This window comes from Actinomadura geliboluensis, assembly GCF_043197915.1.
Lineage (GTDB): Bacteria > Actinomycetota > Actinomycetes > Streptosporangiales > Streptosporangiaceae > Spirillospora > Spirillospora geliboluensis.
The window spans coordinates 199,677-220,099 of sequence record NZ_JBICUA010000010.1; the positions used below are offsets into that span (position 1 = coordinate 199,677).

At 73.8% G+C, this 20,423-nt stretch carries 3 protein-coding genes; all 3 read left to right on the forward strand.

The features are described 5' to 3' along the window. Genes ACGFI1_RS30080 through ACGFI1_RS30090 form a run of 3 tightly spaced genes read left to right on the forward strand, consistent with a single transcriptional unit; the run spans position 1 to position 20,404 of the window. Entirely contained in the window at positions 1-5,424 is a 5,424-nt protein-coding gene (locus ACGFI1_RS30080) for a type I polyketide synthase (protein ID WP_392790120.1), read from the forward strand. 18 nt (positions 5,425-5,442) lie between these two features. Next, positions 5,443-15,843: an SDR family NAD(P)-dependent oxidoreductase gene (locus ACGFI1_RS30085; RefSeq protein WP_392790123.1), complete on the forward strand. Its 10,401-nt coding sequence runs from the start codon at positions 5,443-5,445 to the stop codon at positions 15,841-15,843. Between the two features lie 43 nt (positions 15,844-15,886). Then, complete coding sequence (locus ACGFI1_RS30090; RefSeq protein ID WP_392790125.1) at positions 15,887-20,404, forward strand: type I polyketide synthase; 4,518 nt, start codon at positions 15,887-15,889, stop codon at positions 20,402-20,404. The last annotated feature ends 19 nt before the right edge of the window (positions 20,405-20,423 follow it).

Below are 20,423 nucleotides of genomic sequence, written 5' to 3' on the forward strand. Positions count from 1 at the left end.
ATGCCTGCTGAAGAGAAACTCGTCGAGGCGCTGCGCGCGTCCCTGCTGGAGAACGAGCGGCTGCGCAAGCAGAACCAGCGCCTCTCCGAGGCGTCGCGGGAGCCGGTCGCGATCGTGGGGATGGCCTGCCGCTACCCCGGCGGCGTCACCACACCCGAGGAACTATGGCGACTGGTCGCAGACGGCACCGACGCCATCACCGACTTCCCCACCCAACGCGGCTGGAACACCGACCACCTCTACAACCCCGACCCCGACCACACCGGCACCACCTACACCCGCCACGGCGGATTCCTCCACAACGCCGACCACTTCGACCCCGCCTTCTTCGGCATCAGCCCCCGCGAAGCACTCGCCATCGACCCCCAACAACGACTCCTCCTGGAGACCGCCTGGGAGGCCGTCGAACGGGCCGGGATCGTCCCGGACGGCCTGCGCGGCAGCCGGACCGGCGTGTTCAGCGGCATCATGTACGGCGACTACGCGGGACGGATGATCGAACGGGTTCCCGCGGAGTTCGAGGGGTTCATCGGCACGGGCAGCTCCTACAGCGTCGCGTCCGGACGGGTGGCTTACACGTTCGGCTTCGAGGGGCCCGCCGTCAGCATCGACACGGCGTGCTCGTCGTCGCTCGTGGCCGTCCACCAGGCGTGCCGGGCGCTGCGTTCCGACGAGTGCGACCTGGCCCTCGCGGGCGGCGTCACGGTGATGGCGACGCCGAGCCTGTTCGTCGAGTTCAGCCGGCAGCGCGGCCTCTCACCGGACGGCCGCTGCAAGGCGTTCTCGGCCGGTGCCGACGGGGTCGGCTGGGGCGAGGGCGTCGGGCTGCTGGTGCTGGAGCGGCTGTCGGACGCGGAGGCCAACGGCCATCAGGTCCTCGGGATCGTCCGGGGCTCGGCGGTCAACCAGGACGGGGCCAGCAGCCAGCTGACCGCGCCGAACGGGCCGTCGCAGCAGCGCGTCATCCGCGCGGCGTTGGCCGACGCACGCCTCACCCCTGCCGAGATCGACGCCGTCGAAGCCCACGGGACGGGCACGACACTCGGTGACCCGATCGAGGCGCAAGCGCTGTTGGCCACCTACGGGCAGCACCGCGACGGTGCGGCACCGCTGTGGCTGGGGTCGGTCAAGTCGAACATCGGGCACACGCAGGCCGCCGCCGGTGTCGCCGGGATCATCAAGATGGTCCTGGCCATGCAGGAGGGCGTCCTGCCCAAGACCCTGCACGTGGACGAGCCCACGCCCCATGTCGACTGGGAATCCGGCGCGGTCTCCCTCCTCACCGAGACGACCGCCTGGCCCGACACCGGACGGCCGCGCCGGGCCGGGGTGTCGTCGTTCGGGATCAGCGGCACCAACGCCCACATCATCCTCGAAGCCGCCCCTGAAAAGGCCGTTGCCGAACGGCAGGAAAACCCTGAGCCGCGTCCCGTGGCATGGGTTCTTTCAGGAAAGAGCGAGCAGGCCGTTCGCGACCAGGCCGCGCGTCTGGCGGAGCACGTTCCGGATGATGCCGATCCCGCCGAGATAGCTCACGCATTGGCGACCACGCGCACGCATTTCCCGCACCGGGCCGCAGTGGTCGCCTCCCGACCCGAGGAATTCCGCGAAGGGCTCGACGCATTGCGCCGGGGAGAGCCAAGCTCGCTCGTGGTGCAGGGTGTTGCGAATAGCAGTCAACCCAAGGTCGTATTCATTTTTCCGGGGCAGGGGTCGCAATGGCCCGGCATGGCCGTCGACCTCCTGGACGCAGAACCCGCGTTCGCCGAGCACATGGACGCCTGCAACCAAGCCCTGAAATCCCTCACCGGAACCGACCTCATCCACACCCTCACCACCCTGGACCCCACCCACCAACCACCCCACATCATCCAACCCCTCCTCTTCGCCATCACCACCAGCCTCGCCCACCTCTGGAAAACACACGGCATCCACCCCCACGCCGTCATCGGACACTCCCAAGGCGAAATCGCCGCCGCCTACACCGCCGGAGCACTCACCCTCACCGACGCCGCCACCATCATCACCACCCGCGCCCACGCCCTCACCACCCTCGCCGGCACCGGCGCCATGGCCGCCATCCCCCTCTCCCACCACCACATCCAACAACACCTCACCACCACCAACACCAACGCCACCATCGCCGCCATCAACAGCCCTACCCACACCGTCATCTCCGCCGACCCCCACACCATCGACCAACTCATCACCCACTACACCCACCACAACATCAACGCCCGAAAAATACCCGTCGACTACGCCTCCCACTCACCCCACATCCAACCCCTCAAACACCAACTCCTCACCCAACTCGCCCACATCCAACCCCAACCCTCAACCACCCCCTTCTACTCCACCCTCCACCCCGCAACCACCCCCCACAACACCACCCAACTCAACGCCCAATACTGGTACGACAACCTCCGCCACCCCGTCCACTACGCACAAACCATCCACACCCTCACCACCCAACACCACCACATCTTCATCGAAACCAGCCCCCACCCCATCCTCCTCATCCCCACCCAACAAACCCACCAACACCACAACCACCACCACACCACCACCATCCCCACCCTCACCCGCAACACCCACGCCCCCACCCAATTCCACAAACACCTCGCCCAAACACACACCCACGGCACCACCCCTACCTGGAACCACCAACCCACACACAAAACACCCGCGCACAAACTCCCCACCTACCCCTTCCAACACCAGCGCTACTGGCTGGATACTCCGCCCGGCAATGGAGACGTCTCCGCAGCGGGATTGACGCCCACCGGGCATCCGCTCTTGAGCACGGCGGTGGAACTCCCCGAGGGGAAGGGGACGGTTTTCACCGGCCGCCTGTCCGTCAAGGACCAGACGTGGCTGGCCGACCACGCCGTGCTGGACGCGGTCGTCCTGCCCGCCTCCGCGATCACCGAGCTCGCCCTGTTCGCCGCGCTGCGCGAAGGCGGCGACCGCGTCGAGGAACTGGCGATCCGCACCCCGCTGGTCCTCCCCGAGGACGGGTCGGTGCAGCTGCGCGTGACGGTCACCGCTCCCGAGCTGACCCTGCATGCGAGGGAGGCGGACGACGCCCCCTGGACTCTGCACGCCACCGGCGTGATCGGCAGCGGCGGCGCGACCGCCGAGCGGTCCGTCACGCCCGGACCCGGAGCGCGCCCGATCGACGTTGCCGGCCTCTACGACCGGCTGCTGCGGACCGGCCTCGGCCACGGCCCGGTGTTCCAGGGCGTCCGGGCGGCATGGCGCGACGGCACCGACGTGCTGGTCGAGGCGGACCTCCCCGAGGACGCCACCGCAGCGGACTTCGGCGTCCACCCGGCGCTGCTCGACGCCGTCCTACAGCCGGTGCTACTCGACGGCGACGACGACGGCGCGCTGCGGCTGCCCTCCGCGCTGACCGGCGTGACCCTGCTCGGCGCGCCCGGCGCGACCGCGCTCAAGGCGCGGATCTCCACGGCCGGGGACGACACCGTCACGGTCTTCCTCACCGACGCGGACGGCGCCCCGGTCGCCCACATCGACGCGGTGACGTTGAAGCCGTTCTCCCCCGCCGACCTACCGCGCCGGACCGGCACCCACGACGCCCTGTTCGAGGTGGAGTGGCACGCCGTCTCCACCCCGGCCACGGCGGCGGCAGCGGAGGTCACACTGCACCCGGACGCCGACGCGCTCCGCGCCGCTCTCGACACCGGCGCGACAACGTCCCCGGCCGCAGTCTTGTGCGTCCAAGAGGCCACCGGCGAGGACGGCGAAACCGAGCCGCCCGCGCGGACGCGCGCCCTCACGCACCGGATGCTGGCGCTGCTCCAGGACTGGATCAGCGACGAGCGGACCGCCGACACCCCGCTCGCCGTCGTGACGCGGAACGCGGTCGCCGCCCGTCCGGACGAGGACGTCCGCGACCTCCCGGCCGCCGCCGTGTGGGGGCTGCTCCGCGCCGCGCAGGCCGAGCACCCCGACCGGTTCGTCCTCGTGGACCTGGACGAGACGGACGCCTCCGCCGCAGCACTGCCCGCCGCCCTCGCGACCGGGGAGCCTCAACTGGCGATCCGTGAAGGCCGCCTCTACGCACCGCGCCTCACCCGTTCCCCGGCCGCGGACCCCGGCGAACGGCCGTCCGCGTTCGGCGACGGCACCGTCCTGATCACCGGCGGCACCGGCACCCTCGGCACCCTCCTCGCCCGCCACCTCGTCACAACCCACGGCGTCCGCAAACTGACGCTCACCAGCCGCCAAGGCCCCAACGCGCCCGGCGCCACCCACCTCGCCGCCGAACTCACCGGCCTCGGCGCGGAGGTCACCATCGCCGCCTGCGACACCGCCGACCGCGCCGCCCTCGCCGCACTCCTCGACGCCCTCCCCGACCTCACCGCCGTCGTCCACACCGCAGGACACCTCGACGACGCCACACTCCCCACCCTCACCCCCCACCACCTCGACACCGTCCTACGCCCCAAGGCCGACGGCGCCTGGAACCTGCACGAACTCACCAAGGACCGCGGGCTCCAGTCGTTCATCGTCTACTCGTCGACCACCGGGACGCTCGGCAACGCCGGCCAGGCCAACTACGCCGCCGCCAACGCCTTCGTGGACGCGCTCACCGCGCACCGCCGGGCGCAAGGGCTGCCCGCCCAGTCGCTCGCCTGGGGGCTGTGGGCCGAGACCAGCACGATGACGGCGCGGCTCGACCAGGCCGGGCAGGTCCGCCTGCGCCGCGGCGGGATCATGCCGCTCGCATCGGCGGAGGGCCTGGAGCTGTTCGACGCCGCCCTCGCGCTCCCCGACCGGCCGCACCTCGTCCCCGCCCGGCTGGACCTCGTGGCGCTGCGCGCCCGCGCCGCCGACACGGCCGTGCCCGGGATGCTCCGCCACCTGCTGCGGCTGCCGCCGCGCCGTGCCGGGGCGGACGCCTCCTCGCTCGCGCGGCGGCTGGCGGGGCTGGCGGAGGCCGAGCGGGCGGAGCTGCTGCTCGATCTGGTGCGCGGCCAGATCTCCGCCGTCCTCGGGCACGGCTCGGCGGACGCGGTCGCCGCGGAGCGGCCGTTCCGGGACCTCGGCTTCGACTCGCTCACCGCGGTGGAGCTGCGCAACCGGCTCGGCATCGTCTCCGGGGTGCGGCTGCCCGCGACCGCCGTGTTCGACCACCCGACGCCCGCCGCGCTGGCCGGGTTCCTCGGCGAGCGGGTGGCGCCGCCCGCGGAGGCCGGGCCGGGGCTGGCCGAACTCGACGCGCTGGAGGCCGCGCTCGCCGGCGCCGCGCTCGACGAGGAGGCGCGCTCGCGGTTCGCCGCGCGGCTGCGCGCCCTGGTGTGGAAGTTCGACGAAGGGTCCGGCGCCGAGGAGGACCTGGCGGCCGTGTCCGACGAGGAGCTGTTCGGCGTCCTCGACAACGAGCTCGGAATCTCCTGAACCCTTGGTGAGGTCTGCATGAACGCGGTGAACGAGCAGCGCCTGCGCGACTACCTCAAGCGCGCGACGGCCGATCTGCGCCAGGCGAACCGGCGGTTGCGGGAGGCCGAGTCGCGGGAGCACGAGCCGATCGCGATCGTCTCGGCGGGCTGCCGGTTCCCCGGCGGCGCCGGGTCGCCCGAGGAGCTGTGGCGGCTCCTGGTGGACGGCGCCGACGTCCTGTCGGACCTGCCCGCCGACCGCGGCTGGGACGCCGGCGAACTCTACGACCCCGACCCGGGCAGCACCGGCCGGACCTACGTCCGCCGGGGCGCGTTCCTGGACGGCGCGGACCGGTTCGACGCCGGGTTCTTCGGCATCAGCCCCCGCGAGGCCCTCGCGATGGACCCGCAGCAGCGGATCCTGCTGGAGACCGCCTGGGAGGCGTTCGAGCGCGGCGGGCTCGTCCCGGACGCGCTGCGCGGCAGCCGCACCGGGGTGTTCGTCGGCGGCAACGGCCAGGACTACGCGCGGCGGCTGCTGAACGACCTGGAGACCGTCGAGGGCTACCTGGTGACCGGCACGTCCGCCAGCGTGGTGTCCGGCCGGATCGCCTACACCTTCGGGTTCCACGGCCCCGCGGTCACGGTGGACACCGCCTGCTCGGCGTCGCTCGTGGCGACCCATCTGGCGTGCCAGGCCCTCCGCGGCCGCGAGTGCGACATGGCCCTCGCCGGTGGTGTCACCGTCATGGCGACCCCGGCCATCTTCACCGAGTTCAGCCGGCAGCGCGGCCTCGCCCCCGACGGCCGGATCAAGGCGTTCGCCGCCGCCGCCGACGGCACCGGGTGGGGCGAGGGCGCGGGTCTGCTGCTGCTGGAGCGGCTGTCGGACGCGCAGGCGAACGGGCACCAGATCCTGGCGGTGATCCGCGGCAGCGCCGTCAACCAGGACGGCGCCAGCAACGGGCTCACCGCGCCGAACGGGCCGTCGCAGCAGCGCGTCATCCGGGCGGCGCTCGCCGACGCGCACGTCTCCCCCGACGGGATCGACGCCGTCGAGGCCCACGGGACGGGCACCACGCTCGGCGACCCGATCGAGGCCCAGGCGCTGCTGGCCACCTACGGGCAGAACAGGCCGGACGACCGTCCCCTCTGGCTCGGGTCGGTCAAGTCGAACATCGGGCACACGCAGGCCGCCGCAGGCGTCGCCGGGATCATCAAGATGGTCATGGCCATGCAGGAGGGCGTCCTGCCCAAGACACTGCACGTGGACGAGCCCACACCGCACGTCGACTGGGAATCCGGTGCGGTCTCCCTCCTGACCGAGAACACCGCCTGGCCGGAGACCGACCATCCGCGCCGGGCCGGGGTGTCGTCGTTCGGGATCAGCGGCACCAACGCCCACATCATCCTCGAAGCCCCGCCCGAAGCCGACGCCGAGGAGACGCCCACCGGACCGGCGGACGCGCCCGAGCCGGAGATCGTCCCGTGGGTGCTGTCGGGCAAGACCGAGCAGGCGGTGCACGACCAGGCCGCCCGCCTCGCCGAGCACCTCGACCGGCATCCCGGCCTCGACGCCGCCGACGTCGCCCGCACGCTGGCCACCGCCAGAGCCCACCACGAGCACCGCGCCGCCGTCGTCGGCCGGACCCGCGAACAGCTCGTGTCCGGGCTGGCCGAGATCACCGCGCGGCAGGCCCGCGACGGCAAGACGGCCTTCCTGTTCACCGGCCAGGGCAGCCAGCGCCCCGGCATGGGCCGCGGACTGTACGAGGCGTTCCCCATGTTCGCCGAGGCGCTCGACGCCGTGTGCGAACGCATGGACCCGCACCTCGACCGTCCCCTCAAGGAGGTCATGTTCGGCGACGGGGACCTGCTCGACCAGACCCGCTACACCCAGGCGGCCCTCTTCGCCCTGGAGACCGCGCTGTTCCGGCTCGTGACCCACTGGGGGCTGCGGCCCGACCACCTCGCCGGGCACTCCATCGGCGAGGTCACCGCGGCCCACGCCGCCGGAGTGCTCTCGCTGGACGACGCGTGCGTCCTCGTCGCGGCGCGCGGGCGGCTCATGCAGAGCGCCCCGGCGGACGGGATCATGCTCACCGTCCAGGCGTCCGAGGAGGAGGTCCTCGGGTCGCTGGACGGACGCGCGGGCACCGTCGCGATCGCCGCCGTCAACGGCTCGCGCTCCACCGTGATCTCCGGGGACGAGGAGGCCGTGCTGGCGGTCGCCGCCCACTGGGCCGAGCAGGGCCGCAAGAGCAAGCGGCTGAACGTCAGCCACGCCTTCCACTCCCCGCACATGGACCCGGTGCTGGACGAGTTCCGCGCGATCGCCGCCGAACTGCGGTACGACGCGCCGCAGATCCCGATCGTGTCGAACCTGACCGGCGGGATCGCCGACCCGGACCTGATCCGCACCCCCGGCTACTGGGCCGACCACATCCGCATGCCGGTCCGGTTCCGCGACGGCGTCCGGGCGCTGCACGATGCGGGCACGGTCGCCTTCCTCGAACTCGGGCCCGGCGGCACCCTCACCGCGATGGGCACCGACGCCCTGTCCGACGCCCCGGACGGCGACCGGGCCGTCCTGATCGCGGCGCTGCGCGGACGGACGCCCGAACCCGAAAGCCTGGTCACCGCACTGGCGGACGCCCACACGCACGGCGTCCACGTCGACTGGGGGACGTTCTTCCCCGGCCCCGCCCCGGCCGCCGCCCGTCGCGCCGTGCCGCTGCCCACCTACCCGTTCCAGCGGCAGCGGTACTGGCCGGAGAGCGCGGTCGGCGCCGGAGAGCCCGGCAGCCTCGGCCTGGACACCGCCGACCATCCCCTCCTCGGCGCCGCCCTCACCCTCGCGACCGGCGACGGCCACCTGCTCACCGGACGCGTCTCCGCCCGGACGTCCCCGTGGCTGGCCGACGACCCGGTGCTGCCGGGCGGCGTGTTCGTCGAGCTGGCCCTGCACGCCGCCCGCCAGACCGGCGCCGACCGGGTCGCCGAACTGGAGTTGCGGGAGCCGCTCGACCTGTCCGGCGACGGCGGCGCCGTCCAGCTTCAGGTCGCCGTCGCCGCCCCCGACGACACCGGCCACCGCGCCCTGACCGTCCACTCCCGGCCCGTCGCGGCGCAGGGCGACGACGGGGCCTGGATCTGCCACGCCACCGGGACGCTCGGCGACCTCGGTGAAGCCCCGCCCGTGGATTCGCGGGACGGCGGCGGGCGGGACGCCGACGTGGCGCTGCCCGAGGAACTGCACCCGCAGGCCGCCCGCTTCGGCGTCCACCCGGCGCTCCTGGAGGCGGCGCACCGTGCCGTCGCCGACGCGGACGAACGGCCGTTCTCGTGGTCGGGGATCACCCTCCACGCCACCGGTGCGACCAGCCTGCGCGTGCACCGGTCACCGTCCGGCGCGCTCTCCCTCACCGACCCGTCGGGCACGCTCGTGGCCGCCGTCGAGAGCGCCGCGTTCCGTCCGCTCGCCGCCGCCGAGCGCGACCGCATCCGGCTGCGCGACTCGCTCCTCCAGCTGGAGTGGACGCCGGTCTCCGCCCCGGCCTCGGCACCGGCACGGCCGGTCGGCCCCGCCCACCCCGGCATCGCCGCGTTGCGGTCGGCCATCGCGGAAGGCGCCGACCTCCCGGACACCGTCTTCGTCCACTGCGCCGGCGACGACCCGCACGCGCTCGCCCGCGAAACGCTCGCCCTCCTTCAGGAGTGGCTCGCCGACGACCGGCTGGACGGTTCCCGTCTCGTCCTGCTCACTCGCGGCGCGGTCGACGATCCGGTGGCGGCGGTGGTCTGGGGCCTGGTCCGGGTGGCGCAGAACGAGAACCCGGACGCCTTCGTCCTCATCGACCTGGACGGCACGGACGAGTCCGCTGTCCCGGCGGCGCTGGCCACCGACGAGCCGCAGCTGGCCGTCCGGGACGGGCGTGTCCACGCGCCGCGGCTGGTCCGTGCGCAGCCCCCGGCCGACGACCGGCCCTCTGGCCTGGACGCCGACGGCACGGTCCTGGTCACCGGCGGCACCGGCACCCTCGGCGCCCTCGCCGCCCGCCACCTCGTCACCCGGCACGGCGTCCGGAAGCTGCTGCTCGTCAGCCGCCGAGGCCCGGACGCCCCCGGCGCGAACGAACTCGCCACCGAACTCACCGAGCTGGGCGCCGACGTCACCGTCACCGCCTGCGACACCAGCGACCGCGCCGCCCTTGCCCGCCTCCTGGACGGCGTGCCGGACCTGACCGCCGTCATCCACACCGCCGGCGTCATCGACGACGCCACCGTTCCGAACCTCACGCCCGACCGCCTGGACGCGGTGATGCGTCCGAAGGTCGATGCGGCCTGGCACTTGCACGAGCTCACCCGAGACCGCGACCTGTCGGCCTTCGTCCTCTACTCCTCCGCCGCAGGAACCCTCGGCAACCCAGGACAAGCCAACTACGCCGCCGCCAACACCTACCTCGACGCCCTCGCCCACCACCGCCACGCACAAGGACTCCCCGCCACCTCCCTCGCCTGGGGACTCTGGCAACAGGCCAGCGCCCTCACCCAGCAGATCGACGTCGACCGCAGCCCGCTGACCCCCCTCAGCACCCACCAGGCCCTCGCCCTCCTCGACATCGCACTCGCCAGCGACCGGCCCACCCTCATCCCCGCGCAGCTCAACACCGCCGCGCTGCGTGCGCGGACGGCCGACGGCGAGGTGCCGCCGCTGCTCCGGGGACTGTTCCGCGCGCCTCTCCGGCGGCTGGACGCGGGCGGCGGGCAGCTGACGGAACGGCTCCGGGGACTGGCGGAGGACGAGCAGCAGAGCATGCTGCTGGAGTTCGTGCGGACGCAGGTCGCCTCCGTCCTCCGGCACGACGGCCTCGGCTCCGTCCCGCCGGACCGGCCCTTCCAGGACCTCGGCTTCGACTCGCTCACCGCCGTCGAGCTGCGCAACCGGCTCAACGCCGCCACGGGGCTGCGGCTGCCCGCCACGCTCGCCTTCGACTACCCGACGCCCGCCCTGCTGGCGCCGTATCTGCGGGCGCGGCTGCTCGGCGAGGCGGACGCGGCCGCGGCGGCGCCCGTCACCGCCGCCGAGCCGGACGAGCCGATCGCGATCGTCGGCATGGGCTGCCGGTTCCCCGGCGGGGTGCGGACCCCCGAGGAACTCTGGGAGTTGCTCGCCGAAGGCCGCGACGCCGTCTCCGGACTGCCCACCGACCGGGGCTGGGACGTGTCCGCGCTGTACGACCCGGCCCCCGGGCGGCGCGGCAAGACCTACGTCCGCGAGGGCGGGTTCCTCTACGACGCGGGCGACTTCGACGCCGAGTTCTTCGGGATCAGCCCCCGCGAGGCCCTCGCCACCGACCCGCAGCACCGGCTGCTGCTGGAGACCGCCTGGGAGGCCGTCGAGCGCGCCGGGATCGACCCGGGGATCCTGCGCGGCAGCCGCACCGGCGTGTTCGCCGGCGTCATCGCGCAGCACTACGCGGTCGGCGCGAACCTGCCGGAGAGCACCGACGGGTACCTGGTCACCGGGACGACGACCAGCGTCGCCTCCGGCCGCATCGCCTACACCCTGGGGTTCGAGGGGCCCGCCCTCACGATCGACACGGCGTGCTCGTCCTCGCTCGTCGCCCTGCATCTGGCCTGCCAGGCGCTGCGCAAGGGCGAATGCGACATGGCCCTGGCGGGCGGCGCCACCGTCCTGTCGGTGCCGATGGTCTTCACCGAGTTCAGCCGGCAGCGCGGCCTCGCCCCCGACGGCCGCTGCAAGCCGTTCGCCGCCGCCGCCGACGGCACCGGATGGGGCGAAGGCGTCGGCCTGGTCGTGCTCGAACGCCTCTCGGAGGCCCGGCGCAAGGGCCACCACATCCTCGCGGTCGTCCGGGGCAGCGCCCTCAACCAGGACGGCGCCAGCAACGGGCTCACCGCACCGAACGGGCCGTCACAGCAGCGCGTCATCCGGGCTGCGCTGGCTGATGCGCGCCTCACCCCTGACGAGATCGATGCCGTCGAAGCCCACGGTACGGGCACCACACTCGGTGACCCGATCGAGGCGCAAGCGCTCCTGGCCACCTACGGGCAGAACCGGCCGGACGGCCAGCCCCTGCGGCTCGGGTCCATCAAGTCGAACATCGGGCATACGCAGGCCGCCGCAGGTATCGCCGGAATCATCAAGATGGTCATGGCGATGCAGGAGGGCGTCCTGCCCAAGACCCTGCACGTGGACGAGCCGTCCCCGCACGTCGACTGGGAATCCGGTGCGGTCTCCCTCCTCACCGAGACCACCGCCTGGCCCGACACCGGACGCCCCCGCCGGGCCGGGGTGTCGTCGTTCGGGATCAGCGGCACCAACGCCCACATCATCCTCGAATCCCCGCCGACCGCCGAAGAAGGCGACTCCTCGGAGGAGATCGGCGACGGGGAGGACGGCGACGCTTCAGAGGCGAGAATCGTGCCGTGGCCCATTTCGGCGAAGTCCGAGAAGGCGCTGCGCGATCAGGCGGCGCGGCTCGCGGAATTCGCCGCCGCCGACCCCGAACTCGTTCCCGCCGAGGTAAGTCATTCACTCACGTCGAAGCGAGCGGTATTCGACCATCGCGCCGTAGTCATCGGCTCCACGCGAAAAGACTTCTTGGACGGCCTGCGCGCATTCGCCGAAGGCGAACCCGCGGAGAACGTCGTCTCCGGAGAATTCTTCGGCGACGATCCGAAGATCGTGTTCATCTTTCCGGGGCAGGGATCGCAATGGCCCGGCATGGCCGTCGACCTCCTCGATGCCGAGCCCGCGTTCGCCGAGCACATGGACGCCTGCAACCAAGCACTGAAACCCCACACCGGAACCGACCTCATCCACACCCTCACCACCCTGGACCCCACCCACCAACCACCCCACATCATCCAACCCCTCCTATTCGCCATCACCACCAGCCTCGCCCACCTCTGGAAAACACACGGCATCCACCCCCACGCCGTCATCGGACACTCCCAAGGCGAAATCGCCGCCGCCTACACCGCCGGAGCCCTCACCCTCACCGACGCCGCCACCATCATCACCACCCGCGCCCACGCCCTCACCACCCTCGCCGGCACCGGCGCCATGGCCGCCATCCCCCTCCCCCACCACCACATCCAACAACACCTCACCACCACCAACACCAACGCCACCATCGCCGCCATCAACAGCCCCACCCACACCGTCATCTCCGCCGACCCCCACACCATCGACCAACTCATCACCCACTACACCAACCACAACATCAACGCCCGAAAAATACCCGTCGACTACGCCTCCCACTCACCCCACATCCAACCCCTCAAACACCAACTCCTCACCCAACTCGCCCACATCCAACCCCAACCCGCCACCACCCCCTTCTACTCCACCCTCCACCCCGCACAAACCCCCCACAACACCACCCAACTCAACGCCCAATACTGGTACGACAACCTCCGCCACCCCGTCCACTACGCACAAACCATCCACACCCTCACCACCCAACACCACCACATCTTCATCGAAACAAGCCCCCACCCCATCCTCCAACTCCCCACCCAACAAACCCACCAACACCACAACCACCACCACACCACCACCATCCCCACCCTCACCCGCAACACCCACGCCCCCACCCAATTCCACAAACACCTCGCCCAAACACACACCCACGGCACCACCCCCACCTGGAACCACCAACCCACACACAAAACACCCCCACACAAACTCCCCACCTACCCCTTCCAACACCAGCGCTACTGGTTGATCGGACAGTCGGGAACGGGGGACATGAATGCCGCCGGGCTGAATTCCGGGGGCCATCCGCTGTTGGCCGCTGCCACGGCCCTGCCCGACGGCGGGCACCTGTTCACCGGGCGGCTCTCGCAGAGCGCCCAGCCCTGGCTGGTCGACCATGCCGTCCTCGGGACCGTGCTGCTGCCCGGCACGGCCTTCCTCGAACTCGCCCTGCACGCCGGCGCCCAGGTCGGCGCCGGACGCGTCGAGGAGCTGACGCTGCAAGCGCCGCTGGTGCTGCCCGGTCAGGAGGCCGTCCGGCTCCAGGTCCGGGTGGGCGAGCCGGACGCGTCCGGCGACCGCACCCTCACCGTCCACTCCCGCGCAGCGGACGACGACGCGTCCGGCGACTGGACGCTGCACGCCACCGGCACCCTCACCGAAGCGCCCGCCGACGACCCCGCCGACTTCCCATGGCCGCCCGCCGACGCGGCGGCGGTGGACGTGACCGACCTCTACCCCCGCCTGGCGGTGACCGGCCTCGACTACGGCCCGGTGTTCCAGGGCCTGCGCGCCGCCTGGCGACCGGACGGCGCGACGCTCGCCGAAGTGGCGCTGCCTGCCGAGCAGCACGAGCAGGCCCGCGAGTTCGGCGTCCACCCGGCGCTGCTGGACGCCGCGCTGCACGCCATGGCGATCGACGCCGACCAGGGCGAGGAGGGCGTCCGCCTGCCGTTCGCCTGGCGCGGCGTCACGCTGCACCGCCCCGGCGCGGTCGCCGTGCGGGCCCGGCTCACGGAGGCGGGCCCGGACAGCGTCGCCGTGGCGCTCATGGACGAGGACGGCCTACCGGTCCTCACCGCCGACGCCCTGACCGTCCGCCCGATCAGCCCGGACCGGCTCCGCCCGCCCGGCGGCACGGACGACGCGCTGTTCCAGATCGACTGGACGCCGGTGAAGGAGCAGCCCGACGCCGAGCCCGTCCCCGGCCTGGTGGTCGTCCCGATCGCGACCGGCGACGCGGGCGCGGGAAGCGGCGATCCGGTCGCTGCGGCGCACGCGGCGGCCGGGGAGGTGCTCGCCGTCGTGCAGAACGCGCTGGCGGACGAGACCGCCCGGGTGGCCGTCGTCACCGCGGGCGCGGTCGCGGCGGCGCCCGGCGAGCGGGTGGACGACCTGCCCGCCTCCGTGGTCTGGGGGCTGGTCCGGTCGGCGCAGAGCGAGCACCCCGACCGGTTCTTCCTCGTCGACGTGGACGACCCCGGCCTGAGCCGCGACCGGCTCTCCCGCGCGGTGGCCACCGGCGAGCCTCAGCTGGCGATCCGCGAAGGGCGCCTCTACGCGCCGCGCCTCACCCGTTCCCCGGCCGCAAGCGCCGGCGACCGGCCGTCCGCGTTCGGCGACGGAACCGTCCTGATCACCGGCGGCACCGGCACCCTCGGCACCCTCCTCGCCCGCCACCTCGTCACAACCCACGGCGTCCGCAAGCTGACCCTCATCAGCCGCCAAGGCCGCAACGCGCCCGGCGCCACCCACCTCGCCGCCGAACTCACCGATTTCGGCGCGGAGGTCACCATCGCCGCCTGCGACACCGCCGACCGCGCCGCCCTCGCCGACCTGCTCGGCACCCTCCCCGACCTCACCGCCGTCGTCCACACCGCAGGACACCTCGACGACGCCACACTCCCCACCCTCACACCCGAGCACCTCGACACCGTCCTACGCCCCAAAGTCGACGGCGCCTGGAACCTGCACGAACTCACCAAGGACCGTCCGCTGGCCGCCTTCGTCCTCTACTCGTCCATCGCCGCCACGGTGGGGAGCGCGGGCCAGGCCAACTACGCCGCCGCCAACACCTACCTCGACGCCCTCGCCCACCACCGGCAGGCGCAAGGGCTGCCCGCCCAGTCGCTCGCCTGGGGGCTGTGGGCCGACACCAGCACGATGACCGAGGGCCTGAGCGGGGCCGACCAGACGCGGATGGCGCGCAACGGCATCGTCCCGATGGACGCGGACGCGGCGCTGGAGCTGCTCGACGCCGCCCTCGCGCTCCCCGACCGGCCGCACCTCGTCACCGCGCGGCTGGACCCGAGGGCGCTGCGCGGCATGGCGGCCGGCGGGCTGCTCCCGCCGCTGTTCCGGGGGCTGGTGCGGCTGCCCGCCCGGCGCACCGAGGCCGACGCCGCGTCGCTCGTCCGGCGCCTGGCCGGGCTGCCGGACGACGAGCAGCACGCGCTGCTGCTCGACCTGGTCCGCACCCAGACCGCCGCCGTCCTCAGCCACTCCACGTCCGACACCATCGACCCCGACCGCGCCTTCAAGGACCTCGGGTTCGACTCCCTCACCACCGTCGAACTCCGCAACCGCCTCAACGCCGCCACCGGACTCCGCCTGCCCCCCACCCTCGCCTTCGACCACCCCACCGCCACCGCACTCGCCGCCCACCTGCGGGAACGGCTCGCGCCCGCCGAGCCCGCCGTCCCGCAGGACCCGGTGCTGGCGGCGCTGGACGAGCTGGAACGGGCGCTCGCCGCCGCGCCGGCCGACCGCGCGGGCGGCGCCGACCCCGCGGTGCCGGCCCGGCTCCACGCCCTCGCGGCCAAGTGGGGCGGCACGGAACGGGCCGAGTCCGCCGCGGTCGCGGACCGCATCCAGGCGGCCTCCGCCGACGAGATCTTGGAATTCATCGACCGGGAACTCGGCCGGTCCTGACCGGCCGGGCCGACCACACCACCAGTTCTGGGGCTGATGCCGGATGCCGAGCCAAGAGCGACTCCTCGACTACCTGCGCTGGGTGACCGCCGACCTGCACCGGACCCGCGAGCGGCTGCGGGACGCCGAGGCGGGCCGCCGCGAGCCGGTCGCGATCGTGGCGATGAGCTGCCGCTACCCCGGCGGCGTCCGGTCGCCCGAGCAGCTGTGGCGGCTCGTCGCCGAGGAGACCGACGCGGTCTCGGGCCTGCCCGCCGACCGGGGCTGGGACCTGCCGGCGCTGTACGACCCGGACCCCGACCATCCCGGCACGACGTACGCGCGCGAGGGCGGGTTCCTGTACGACGCCGACCACTTCGACCCCGCGTTCTTCGGCATCAGCCCCCGTGAGGCCCTCGCGATCGACCCGCAGCAGCGGTTGCTGCTGGAGACCGCGTGGGAGGCCGTCGAGCGGGCCGGGATCGACCCGGCGTCGCTGCGCGGCTCCCGGACGGGCGTCTTCGCGGGCGTCATGTACGGGGACTACGCGGCGCGGCTCCTCCACCACGTCCCCGACGGGTTCGAGGGCCTGCTCGGCAACGGCAGCGCGGGCAGCGTCGCGTCCGGCCGGGTGGCCTACACGTTCGGGTTCGAGGGCCCGGCCGTCACGGTCGACACGGCCTGCTCGTCCTCGCTGGTCGCCCTGCATCTCGCCGCGCAGGCGCTCCAGAACGGCGAATGCGACCTCGCGCTCGCGGGCGGCGTCACCGTCATGGCCACCCCCACGGTCTTCATCGAGTTCAGCCGGCAGCGCGGGCTGTCGCCGGACGGCCGCTGCAAGTCCTTCTCCGCCGCCGCCGACGGCGCGGGCTGGTCCGAAGGCGCGGGGATCGTCGTGCTTCAGCGGCTCTCGGACGCCCGGGCGGGCGGCCATCCGATCCTCGCGGTGATCCGCGGCAGCGCCGTCAACCAGGACGGCGCCAGCAACGGGCTGACCGCACCGAACGGGCCGTCCCAGGAGCGGCTGATCCGGGCGGCGCTCGCCGACGCCGGGCTGGGGCCCGCCGACGTGGACGCCGTCGAAGCCCACGGCACCGGCACCACGCTCGGCGACCCGATCGAAGCCCAGGCCCTCCTCGCCGCCTACGGGCAGAACCGGCCGGACGACCGGCCCCTGCGGCTCGGGTCCATCAAGTCCAACATCGGGCACACGCAGGCCGCCGCAGGCGTCGCCGGGATCATCAAGATGGTCATGGCCATGCGGGAAGGCGTCCTGCCCAAGACGCTCCACGTGGACGAGCCGTCCCCGCACGTCGACTGGACGGCGGGCGCGGTCTCCCTCCTCACCGAGGCCGCCCCCTGGCCCGACACCGGGCGGCCCCGCCGCGCCGGGGTGTCGTCCTTCGGGATCAGCGGCACGAACGCCCACATCATCCTCGAAGCCCCTCCCAAGGACGAGGAGCGAGCAGGCCAAGCAGAGGACGCCGACGTCAGCGACGCCCCGATGCCGGGCGTGCTCCCCTGGCTCGTCTCGGCCAAGACCGGGCAGGCGCTGCGCGACCAGGCGTCCCGGCTCGCGGCGCAGCTTCCGGACGCTCCCGTCCGGGACGTCGGGCACGCCCTCGCGGCGACGCGCACGCCGTTCGAGCACCGCGCGGTCCTCATTGCCGACCGCGACGACGACTTCCGCGACGGGCTCGGCGCCCTCGGACGCGGTGAACCGCATCCGCTGCTCGTCCAGGGAAGGGCCGTGCCGGGCGGCAAGCTCGCGTTCCTGTTCACCGGACAGGGCAGCCAGCGTCCCGGCATGGGCCGCGAGCTGTACGAGACCGCCCCCGCCTTCGCCCGTGCCTTCGACGCGGCCTGCGAGCACTTCGACGCGCACCTCGACCGTCCGCTCAAGGACGTGGTCTTCGGCGACGGCGACAGCGACTCAGACGACGACGCGCTGCACCGCACCGAGTACACCCAGGCCGCGCTGTTCGCGGTGGAGACCGCCGTGTTCCGGCTGCTGGAGTCGTGGGGCGTCCGCCCCGACTACCTGGCCGGGCATTCGATCGGCGAGCTGGCCGCCGCGCACGCCGCCGGGGTGTTCTCGCTCGCCGACGCCTGCCGCCTGGTCGCGCTGCGCGGCCGCCTCATGGGCTCTGCGCGGGCCGCCGGGGCCATGGTGGCGGTGCGCGCGCCCGCCGACGCCGTCGCGGCGGCCATCGCCGGTCGGGAGGACGAGGTCGCGATCGCCGCGGTGAACGGCCCCGCCGCGACGGTGGTCTCCGGGGACGAGCGCGCGGTGCTGGAGCTGGCCGCGCGGTGGAAGGCCGAAGGCCGCCGCACCCGCAGGCTCCGCGTCGGCCACGCCTTCCACTCCCCGCACATGGACGGGATCCTCGCGGAGTTCCAGAAGGCCGCCGGGGAGATCCCGATGAGCCCGCCCGCGATCCCGGTCGTGTCCAACGTGACCGGCGACATCGCCACCGACGAGCAGCTGTGCTCACCCGCCTACTGGGCCGACCACATCCGGCGGACGGTGCGCTTCGCCGACGGCGTCCGCGCGCTCCACGACCGGCGCGTCACCCGCTACCTGGAGGTCGGGCCGGACGCCGTGCTCACCGCGATGGTCCAGGAGTGCCTGGACGCGCCGCCCGCGGCGCTCGCACCGGTGCTGCGGGCGCGCAGGCCCGAGCCGCGGACCGCGCTCACCGCCCTCGCCCACCTGCACGTGTCCGGGCATCCGGTGGACTGGTCGGCGTGGTTCCCCGGTGAACCGCCCCGCCGCATCGCGCTGCCGACCTACGCCTTCCAGCGGCGGCGGTACCGGCTCGACCCGGCCGCCCCGGCACGGCCCGGCGACGAGCACGGCTTCTGGGACGCGGTCGAGAAGGGCGACCTGGGCGGGCTCGCGGACCGGCTCCAGCTGTCCGGCGGGCAGCGGGGCGCCCTGGAGTCGCTGCTCCCCGCGCTGTCGGCGTTCCGCAGGCGGCGCGACTGGGGCTACCGGATCGGCTGGACCCCGCTGCCCGACGTCCCGGCCCCGGCCCGGACGGCCGCGTGGCTCGCCGTCGTCCCCGAGAACGCGGGCGACGGCGCGGCTGACCCGCTCGTCGCGACGGCGGCCGAAGCACTGGCCGAGCACGGCGCCGAGGTGACCGCCGTGCCGCTGCCCGCCGGAGCCGACGCGGACGAACTGGCCGGACGGCTGCGCCGCGCGGCCGGGACCACCGGGGCCTCCGGGCCGGGGATCCTCTGCCCGCCCGACCTGGACCTCGCGGCGCGGCTCGCGACGGCGCTGGAACCGGCCGGGCTGGGCGGGCCGCTCTGGGTGCTGACGCGCGGCGCGGTCTCCGTCGGCGACGACGACCCGCTCACCGCGCCCGACCAAGCAGCGCTGTGGGGCCTGGGTTCCGTCCTGGCCGCGGAATGGCCGCGCCATTGGGGCGGTCTGGTCGACCTGCCCGCCGAGCCCGGCCCCGCCGCACGGCGGCGGCTGGCCGCAGTGCTGGCGGGCGCGTCCGGCGAAGACCAAGTCGCGATAAGGGACGACCGCGTGTTCGGCCGCAGGCTGCTGCGCACCCGGCTCGGGCACGGCGAAGGCGGCTGGCGTCCCAGCGGCACCGTGCTCGTGACCGGGGGCGGCACCGCGCTCGGCGCGGCGGCGGCGCGCTGGCTGGCCGGGCACGGCGCCGAACGCGTCCTGGTGACCGGCGGGGCCGACCCGGACGGCCCCGGCACGGCCGTGGACTGCGACCCCGCGGACCGCGACGCGCTCGCCGCGCTGCTCGCCGAGCATCCGGTGACCGCCGTCGTGCACGTCGCGGCGGAGGCCGCCGGCCGGGGCATGGACGACCCGGCGGTGCGGGCGGCGGCCAACCTCGACGAACTGGCCGGCGACGTGGACGCGTTCGTGGTCCTCTGCTCCGCCGACGCCGTCCTCGGCGGCCCCGGCCTCGGCGGCACCGCCCCCGGCCAGGCGTTCGCGGAGGCGCTGGCACGGCGCCGCCGCGCCCGGTCCGCGCCCGCCCTCGCCGTCGCGTGGGGGCCCTGGGACGGCCATCCCGCCGCCGACGTGCTGCGCGCCCGCGGGCTGAACCCCGTCGTCCCCGACCAGGCGATGGCCGTGCTGGAGGACGCCGCGTCCGCCGGCGGCACCGTGCTGGTCGCCGACCTCGACTGGCCGCTGCTGCTCCCCGCGCTCACCGCCGAGCGGCCCGCGCCGCTGGTCCGCGACGTCCCGGAGGCGCGGCGCGTCGCCGACGCCACCGCCGTGACGCCCGACGCCGAACTGGCCGGACGGCTGGCCGCGGCGCCGGACGCCGAGCGCCGGGAGATCCTCACCGAGCTGCTGCGCGGGCACGCCGCCGCCGTGCTCGGCCTGCCGTCCGCCGCCGAGATCGAGGCCGACGGCAACCTGCTGGATCTCGGCTTCTCCTCGTTCACCGCGCTGGAGCTGAGCAACCGGCTGAGCGCGGCCGGGCTGAGCCTCCCGCCCGTCCAGGTGTACGACGACCCGACCCCGGCGGCCCTCGCGCGGCGGCTGAGCGCGCAGCTCGGCGCCGCCGGCCCGGTCGCCGCCGAAGAGCACTGACAACGGAAGGAACACCGCC

Excerpts from the sequence above, each read along its gene's own strand:
- ACGFI1_RS30080 (WP_392790120.1), top strand. The coding sequence starts at position 1 with ATGCCTGCTGAAGAGAAACTCGTCGAGGCGCTGCGCGCGTCCCTGCTG.
- ACGFI1_RS30085 (WP_392790123.1), top strand. The coding sequence starts at position 5,443 with ATGAACGCGGTGAACGAGCAGCGCCTGCGCGACTACCTCAAGCGCGCG.
- ACGFI1_RS30090 (WP_392790125.1), top strand. The coding sequence starts at position 15,887 with ATGCCGAGCCAAGAGCGACTCCTCGACTACCTGCGCTGGGTGACCGCC.